Below are 7,560 nucleotides of genomic sequence, written 5' to 3'. Positions count from 1 at the left end.
GGCAGGATTGCCCATCCAGCCAAACACCAAGCTGCGGATGAAGTTCGAGCCGCTGAGTTTGCGCTGGCGTTGAATGAAGCCGCTTTTTTTGCTAACGCGTCCGCTTTTTCATACAAGATGGCTTGCAATGCGGTGGCTACTTTTGTCAGTATCAATGCGCGGTCTCCTTGTCGAAGTCGATCTATTCGGTGTGCAAAACTAATAGCCTACCAGAGAGGGAGACCGCTTTCGCGGGTTAAAGTTGATGCGTATAGGGCGACGGTAAATGGTGGCAAATTGGCATGTTCTAACACCAACGCATCCACCGTTAAGCACACCCGAATTTGCGCCATCTTAGGTAGTTGCCGTTGTGTGATGAAATGCCCGTTGGCATCAACAACCATCCACTGACGGTCAAATGCCAAGCCTTGGGTGGTGAGGGTTGCCTGTTGTAAGGTAATACCTTGCAGGGATTTGACAGGGTAAATGTGTAAGCTGCTAATAGATAGTGTCATGTGATCAATGCCGTTGGGGTTGTTCATGTTTTGCTAAACAGGATACAACAACTGTTTACAGGAGTGGGGCAAACAGTCATGTTTATTCTAAAATCAGCAACAAATAAATCATCCTCTCTCCTTGTTCATTACCCACTTACTCACCATCTGTTCCAACTCATGCAACTCAAACGGTTTGGTGAAAAAATCATTCATCCCCGCCGCTTCACAACGTTCACGCTCACCCTCCACCGCGTGGGCAGTCAGGGCGATAATGGGAAATTGATACCCCATCGCCCGCAATTGCCGGGTAGCCGCATACCCATCCACCCCCGGCATACTGACATCCATCAGCACAAGATCAAACGGCTGCTCACCTTGAGTTTCCACACGATCCAATGCCTCCTGACCATCGCTTGCCAACGTCACATGCAGCCCCATTGTTGTTAGCAAATGACTGGCAACAAAGCGGTTCAGCTCATCATCATCCACTAACAGAATACGTTTCGATGAATTATCTGACAATGCTGGCGTTGCAGCAGGGGCTGGTGGTGTCAAGCCTACCGTGTTAGCCGTGTTATCTGCGGCTTTAGCAAAATGTAGCGTAAAATAAAAACGGCTACCCTCACCCACTTTACTCTCAACCTGTAATGTCCCGCCCATGGCTTCTACCAAACGTTGGCTAATCACCAATCCCAAACCAAAGCCTCCTGATTTAGGACTATTACCCTCCCCTTGTACAAACGGCTGAAACAGTTTTTTTAGTTGCTCGACACTAATACCCTGCCCCGTATCTGCCACCTCAAACAGCAAGCTCAAGGTATCGACTGTCTGGCTGGCTTGTTCGGTCACTGCCAATGTCACCCGCCCCTGCTCAGTAAACTTGATGGCATTACCCACCAGATTCAGGAGTATTTGTGACAGACGCGTTGCATCGCCCCGTACCCAAGTACCCTCAGTAAACAGGGTATAGCATTCAAACGTAATCCCTTTACGTTGCGCCTGATTCTGCAAAAGTTGGGCGACATCATCCAACAATGCATGTAATGAGAAAGGCTCACTTGCCACAACCAAACCACGTTGTTCAATCCGTGAAAAATCAAGGATGTCATCAATCAGACGCATCATGTACCGGGAAGAAACCTCCAACTTACCCAGATAATCCCGCTGTTCAGTATTGAGCGGTGTCATGCGCAGTAACGTACCAAGCCCCACTACCGCATTCATCGGCGTGCGTAACTCATGGCTCATAGTGGCAAGAAATTCTGTTTTTGCTTGGCTAGCGGCTATCGCCCGTTCACTGTCCTCACGCAAGCCACGGGTATGCTCGATTTGGGTTTGTGATAACAACAGCACAAATCCTAGAAATCCGAAATGGATAAAATAAAGTGCATAAAATTCATTGGCGATGATCCCCAACCCCATCAGGATGACAGGTAACGTAGACAAGATCAGCACCAACAGAGCATAAATAAAACTACGCGCCAATCGGTAGCCACGTTGTGCTACTTGTATTGTGGTCGTAACTGCCATTATCAAAATAAAAATCCCCAGCCCTGCAACCCATGCAGACGTTATTGGCAAGACTGGCGATAGCACAATCAGTAATAAACCAATACCAATGCTGACAATAATACTCTTATCCAGTAACGGCACCAATTGCGGTGTATGCATTAATTGACGAAAAAATCCTAATGCGGTAACGATAGTCAATAAACTAGGCAATACGATTAAACGTTGATACCACTCCTCTGAGTAAACCAGCCAATACAATGTTCCATTCAGGAGGGCTAGTTCGCTGCATAGCGTGATAATAAATGCGACCAACCACAGATAACTGCTTTCCCGAAAACCAACATACAAAAACAAGTTGTATGCCGCCAATGCCAAAATTCCACCCATTGCCAACATCAATAATGCTACCTGAAACACGTTATCCACTGCCGTGTATTCTTGTGGAGCGATACTAAGCCTAAAAGATAACGGGCTAAAATAACTCGTTATTTGCACATAAACTTGCTGAGTTTGATTGGCAGATAAATCCAATGCATAAACTGGATTCATTAGCCCCTTGACACGTGGCAACACCATGACTTCGGCGGGCTTAGCCAGCGGTATGGCAAACACATTAATGGTGTAATCATTTTGCGCCTCTAACAATAAGATCCGCTGTGTCGTGCCGTGTTGTTCAATCTCAAAACGTATCCACCACGTGGAGCGAGTATGCCCCAGATTATGCACTCCACGGCTGACTGGCTTAAAACGGTCTTGATGAGCCTCTAAAAGTACATCCGCAAACCTCAACTTACCGGAAGTATCCTCCAGTACCATGATGTCAGGGAAAACAACTTGGTTTACGTAATCATCCAGCACCAACGGTGCAGCCCAAGCTATCTCCACAGAGCAACACCAAATCAACACGCTTAGAAACAGGTATTTTTTCATGTAAAAACTTTAGTTCGGATAACAACATAAACATGCCAGAAAAATGTTAAGAAATGTTAAGTTTGGTTCAAAAACAGCCAAGCTCGTGCCACCATTAGCATACCCAAGTCAATCCACAAGGTTTATCAATATGTTGCCCAAATTCTCTTATCCTTTCCCCATCCTGCTGTTAGTGAGTACACTTGGCCTTAGCCAGACCTTATTGGCTGCTGACAAGGAAGTGCCTATCGGCAAAGCATCAGAAAAACAAGCCGAAAGTACGGGCTGGACAGGTGAGATCAGTGTTGGTATCAACAGCATGAGTGGCAACGTAGACACCAAAAGTGCCAACATAGGCTTGCAACTGAACCGCGAAACCCTGCCTTGGCGTTACCGGATTGCCGCTACAGCCGATGCAATGGATGTCAGTGATACGCGGATATCCGAAAGCTATCTGGCTGACTTCCAAGCCGACTACGTGTTACCCAATAAAAACTACTGGTTTGGTTACGCCGGGTACGACTCCAACAAATTTGCCCGCATTGACAAACGCTTCGCGGAAATTGCCGGTTATGGTATGAACGTGATCGACACCCCTAAACAAACCTTGGGCATGGAGCTTGGACTCGGTGCACGTCAAAGCACGTTTACAGAAGACTTTGGTAAGGAGAATGAAGCCATCGGGCATTTGAGTGCAGACTATAGCCTGCAACTGACTGACAACACCAAGTTGACTGAAAACGTTGTCGTTCAACCCGGCTCAGAAAATACTTTCACCATGTCTGACACCGCTTTGGAAGTCGGCATGAGCAAAAATACCTCCCTCAAACTCAGTTACGGCTATACCAATAACAGCAAGGTATTTGCCGACACCAAAAAGACCGACACCAATACCAGCGTCAATCTAATGATTGGGTTTTGAGCTTATTATTCAGGTTTAAGGTTACTCCAAACGTCATGTTGATTGAATTCACCCTAGCAAGCAGTGGTGTCGCTCTCTGGCATAAGCTAAACAATAAGCAATCAAAAACATTGATTGCTACACTTCAGCCCCGCACCATTAGCAACACCGACAATAAAGTGCGGCAAGCCAAACGTTTGTTACACGATGTTCGTAGTGCTATCTGGGGGGACGAACGCCAGCAACTCCAGCAAAGCCTTGACCCTCAGTTACAAGCTGATGTCGAACAACGCCGTCAGGCAGAAAAACGTAGGCAGGTTTTATCACTGGGTGCTACCGGGCTTGCCATATTAGGAACTTCCTATCCTGCATTTTACCTGCTTGGCAGTGCTGCGGTGCTTTATTTAGGCGTTCCGCTCGCGCAAATGGTATTACAGGATTTCCGGCGTAAGCATTTCATCAGCGTGCCACTGGTCTCGACTATTCTAGTAATTGGTATGGTTGCCACCGGACAACTGGTATTAGCAGCATTAGCGGGGCTGATGGGTGGATTTCTGGCAAAACTGATCAGAAAAGCCGAGGAAAATTCGCAAAAACAGTTGATAAATGTGTTTGCCGGGCATCCTAGCCACATTTGGATAGAGAAAGACGGGGTGGAGCTGGAAGTCCCCTTCGACAATGTACAAAAAAATGATGTGGTCATTGTTCATGCCGGAGAAACCATTCCTGTTGATGGCACTATTCAGGCAGGTTCAGCCAGCATTGACCAACACATCCTGACAGGCGAGAGCCAGCCGGTACACCGCAGTGTTGGCGAGCAAGTATTTGCCGCTACGTTGATCTTGGCTGGTCGCATTAGCATTCTGGTAGAAACGGCAGGCTGGTAAAAGATGGGCGGGTGTTGGAATCCTTGCGCGAAGTCGACACGGTAGTATTCGACAAGACTGGCACCTTGACTCAAGAACAACCCACCATCAGCCACATTCACGTCTTACACCCCACTTATGATGAAACACAGGTATTGTATGCGGCTGCCAGCGCCGAATACCGCCAGCCACACCCGGTTGCCAAGGCAATTTGGGAAAAAGCCATGTCCCAAAGCGTTAACCCTACTAATCCAGACAATATCCGTTACGAGGTTGGCTATGGCATTTCTGTTCAGCTTGATCAGCAGACGATTCGGGTAGGTAGCGCCCGTTTTATGCAGCGTGAAGGTTTAACCATTCCGCCACAAACGGATACCTTGCAACAGCGAGCAGAAACACATGGACATTCCTTGATCTATGTCGGCATCAATGAAGATGTAGCGGGTGTGTTAGAAATGCAGCCCAGTATCCGTCCCGAAGTACCGGATTTGATCAAAACCCTGAAACAACGGTGCATTACCACCTACATTATTTCCGGTGATCATGAGCAACCAACCCGCAACATGGCAGAACAACTGGGTGTTGACCATTACTTTGCAGAGACATTGCCAGAAAACAAAGCAGAATTAATTAACCAACTACGGGAACAAGGCAAGTTTGTTTGCTTTATTGGTGATGGCATCAATGACTCCATTGCCCTGAAATCGGCACAAGTTTCCATTTCACTCAAAGGTGCATCGAGCGCAGCAATCGATACCGCCCAGATCATTTTCATGGATGGCACACTTGCCCCACTTTCACGTTTATTCGCGTTTGCGGATGAGTTTGAACATACCATGCGCAACAACTTACTGTTCAGTATTGCCCCCGGCATTCTGAATATTGGTGGTGTTTATTTATTACACTTTGGGGTTGCCGCTAGTATGGGGCTATTTTATGTTGGCACAACCGCCGGATTAACGAATACCGTCTTACCACTAATCAAGCATCAAAACCCTGCCAAAACTACCGATAAATAACACACAAGTCAATAAGTTATCTCATGGACAATCTGCACATTCTAGCCATTTTATGGGCTATAGGGTCGACGTTTACGTGGGGAACAGGCGATTTTACCGGGGGGCTGGCAGCCAGAAAACACAATGTCTACAGTGTATTACTCACCGCCCAACTCATCAGCCTACTCCCGCTAATACTATTGACAGTCTCACTAGAGACTGCTGTCCTTAATAGCAGTGACCTGTTACTAGGCTGTATTGCCGGGCTTTTCGGTGTAATTGGTTTGCTCAACCTGTACAGCGGTCTAGCCAGTGGCAGAATGAGTATTGTCACTCCATTAGCAGCAATGGTTGCTTGTACCATTCCTGTACTGGTCAGCGTGTTTACCGAGGGAATACCAAGCCTAATGCAAACAGGTGGGTTTGCTCTGGCACTCTTGGCCGTATGGCTACTCTCTAGCGACGGTAAACACATTACAGCCAGCACGACGGAGCTACGCTTTGCCCTACTGAGTGGCTTAGGGTTTGCTGGAGTCTTCATTTGTTTGAACGCAACCAGTGGCGAAACGGCTTTATGGCCGGTTTTGGCATCACGAATAACGTCTGTCACCGCCCTTAGCCTATACGTTGTCAGCCAGAAACGTTGGCATACCCCACCGCTCAGATTTATTCCACTGATTGCTGTTACCGGCTTATTAGATACTGCCGGAAATTATTTCTTTGTGATGGCAGGACAGCACGGCAGGCTTGATGTGATCACGAGTGTCGCCTCCTTGTATCCAGCTGTTACTGTTCTGTGGGCGTGGCTACTTCTCAAAGAGCGATTAAATTTACTACAAACCCTAGGAATTATTTTGGCACTGACCGCCATCACCCTGATTGCTACTTGACTGAAGGAGCGCTTAACAAAACTTAACAATTTAGTCCTGCCCATTCTATTGCCACCCTAGCCCGTAATGCCAAATAATCAAGCCTCATTTTTCTACAAGCACTAAGGAGTGACAAAATGCAAGCAACTACTATGGATGCTTACGATTACATTGACCAAAAGAATCAATTATTTATTGACAATGCAAAAGCCCAACTCAAAGATCTCAGCCAGTACAGCACAGAAGCCCTAGAATGGCTCATGATGGAACACTATCAATTTTCTTTTGCCAACGTCATGTTCCTGACCGATGCTGCTGAAAGCACCGCAGCGTTTGATACCGATGCCGTCAATCAGGAACTGATTCGTAACTGTGCCGAAGAAAACGGTCATGCCGCCATGTACCGTGCCGCATTAGCAAAAGTAAATTGCGACGTGGACTCACGTGAAGAATTCCCTTCCACCACCCGCTTCCTGAGCAAAATTGGCGAGCTCTCCAATCAAGAACCTTCAGCCGTGCTAGGTACAATGTTTGCCACAGAGACTGCCGCCATTTTCGAGCATGAAGTATTTCTGGATATTTCCAAAGAAGTCATCAAGCGCCGCCATTGGGGTGATCAAGGCCGGGATCTGGTATGGTTTCATGAAATGCACCTAGGCGGTGTTGAACAAAGCCTATACGCATCAACTTTAACCCGCGAAAGCGGTCTCCCTCTCTGGTAGGCTATTAGTTTTGCACACCGAATAGATCGACTTCGACAAGGAGACCGCGCATTGATACTGACAAAAGTAGCCACCGCATTGCAAGCCATCTTGTATGAAAAAGCGGACGCGTTAGCAAAAAAAGCGGCTTCATTCAACGCCAGCGCAAACTCAGCGGCTCGAACTTCATCCGCAGCTTGGTGTTTGGCTGGATGGGCAATCCTGCCAGCACATTGGATGGATTAAGTCGGACAGCCGCCTTCCAACAGCTCCCCATTAGTCCACAGGGACTGGACAAACGTTTTACCCAAACAGCGAGTGAGTTCAT

General features: G+C 47.3%; 8 protein-coding genes. 6 read left to right on the top strand and 2 right to left on the bottom strand.

Going from position 1 to position 7,560, the window contains the following annotated elements; translation table 11 throughout:
• Positions 1 to 206: 206 nt before the first annotated feature.
• On the bottom strand, positions 207 to 494 hold the full coding sequence (locus BLV87_RS18765) for an MOSC N-terminal beta barrel domain-containing protein (protein ID WP_093071181.1): 288 nt from the start codon (positions 492 to 494) through the stop codon (positions 207 to 209).
• Between the two features lie 108 nt (positions 495 to 602).
• A complete protein-coding gene (locus BLV87_RS18760; RefSeq protein ID WP_175518084.1) occupies positions 603 to 2,873 on the bottom strand; it encodes a hybrid sensor histidine kinase/response regulator in 2,271 nt (756 codons plus the stop codon).
• A 175-nt stretch (positions 2,874 to 3,048) separates the two neighbouring features.
• On the opposite strand from BLV87_RS18760, the gene BLV87_RS18755 reads away from it, so the two are divergent.
• The 6 genes from BLV87_RS18755 (at position 3,049) to BLV87_RS19635 (ending at position 7,478) form a co-directional block, all read left to right on the top strand.
• Positions 3,049 to 3,819 (top strand): DUF481 domain-containing protein, encoded by a 771-nt coding sequence (locus BLV87_RS18755; RefSeq protein WP_175518082.1) that lies wholly within the window; start codon positions 3,049 to 3,051, stop codon positions 3,817 to 3,819.
• A gap of 35 nt (positions 3,820 to 3,854) precedes the next feature.
• Positions 3,855 to 4,685, top strand: coding sequence for a P-type ATPase actuator domain-containing protein (locus tag BLV87_RS18750; RefSeq protein ID WP_093071176.1), 831 nt, complete (start codon positions 3,855 to 3,857; stop codon positions 4,683 to 4,685).
• An 11-nt stretch (positions 4,686 to 4,696) separates the two neighbouring features.
• Positions 4,697 to 5,683 carry an HAD-IC family P-type ATPase gene (locus BLV87_RS18745; RefSeq protein WP_175518080.1) on the top strand — a complete coding sequence of 329 codons (987 nt, stop codon included), beginning with the start codon at positions 4,697 to 4,699 and terminating at the stop codon, positions 5,681 to 5,683.
• Positions 5,684 to 5,706: 23 nt separating this feature from the next.
• Positions 5,707 to 6,552, top strand: a complete 846-nt coding sequence (locus BLV87_RS18740) for an EamA family transporter (RefSeq protein ID WP_093071173.1) — start codon at positions 5,707 to 5,709, stop codon at positions 6,550 to 6,552.
• A gap of 116 nt (positions 6,553 to 6,668) precedes the next feature.
• On the top strand, positions 6,669 to 7,253 hold the full coding sequence (locus tag BLV87_RS18735) for a DUF3865 domain-containing protein (protein WP_093071172.1): 585 nt from the start codon (positions 6,669 to 6,671) through the stop codon (positions 7,251 to 7,253).
• 51 nt (positions 7,254 to 7,304) lie between these two features.
• A complete protein-coding gene (locus tag BLV87_RS19635; protein ID WP_175517799.1) occupies positions 7,305 to 7,478 on the top strand; it encodes a hypothetical protein in 174 nt (57 codons plus the stop codon).
• Positions 7,479 to 7,560: the final 82 nt, after the last annotated feature.

It is taken from the genome of Thiothrix caldifontis, from assembly GCF_900107695.1.
Taxonomy (GTDB): Bacteria; Pseudomonadota; Gammaproteobacteria; order Thiotrichales; family Thiotrichaceae; genus Thiothrix; species Thiothrix caldifontis.
The sequence above is the reverse complement of the archived record's forward strand: the minus strand, read 5'-3'. Positions and strand labels throughout refer to the sequence as shown.